The organism is Yersinia vastinensis (assembly GCF_902726565.1).
Classification (GTDB): domain Bacteria; phylum Pseudomonadota; class Gammaproteobacteria; order Enterobacterales; family Enterobacteriaceae; genus Yersinia; species Yersinia vastinensis.
Genome location: NZ_CACVAF010000038.1, coordinates 1 through 529 on the forward strand (window position 1 = coordinate 1; position 529 = coordinate 529).

Genomic DNA, 529 nt, shown 5'->3' on the forward strand with positions numbered 1-529 from the left:
GGCCTCCCCTTGAGGGGTTTTATTCCCTCGCTCGGCATAATCTGGCGAACATCCCCCTCTGGCCAACTGGCAATTATCCATGGCATTTGTGACACGTCACACTGCGCAATATCTAGCTGTGAGGGTTGAGTTGTAGCGTCTGGGTGGCTATGAGCAATGGCAATAATCGTCCCGCTTTCCTCTGCTGCCACATATTCAACCGGATCAATACGAAATTGCTCACCTGATTCTGGTGCAGTGTTGATGCAACGAACGTAAACCTGTTTACGGTCGATTTGTACCACCAGCCCACAGCATTCCGCAGGATAAGCGTCTTTTGCATGGGCCAATAACGCAGTAATAATATGTTTACGCATGACTACCTCTTTATCAACGCAGAGCCGGGAAAGCCACCGAACGGGAGCGGTTTACCTTTTCCGAAGCGTGTTTCACACCCCGTCGAAAGCAGTCCGGAGCATTTATCCTTGCTGGGGTCGTCCGTTGGGTTGCCGTCTTCATCAAAATAAGCGGTACCGGTATACCCGCATGA

At 51.0% G+C, this 529-nt stretch carries 1 protein-coding gene and 1 pseudogene; both read right to left on the reverse strand.

All coding sequences use genetic code 11. The features are described 5' to 3' along the window. On the reverse strand, nt 1-356 hold a 356-nt coding region (locus HUZ92_RS20715), incomplete at its 3' end, for a C40 family peptidase (protein WP_174846896.1). A 2-nt stretch (nt 357-358) separates the two neighbouring features. Next, a pseudogene (locus HUZ92_RS20720) lies at nt 359-529 on the reverse strand (phage minor tail protein L); the annotation flags it as partial.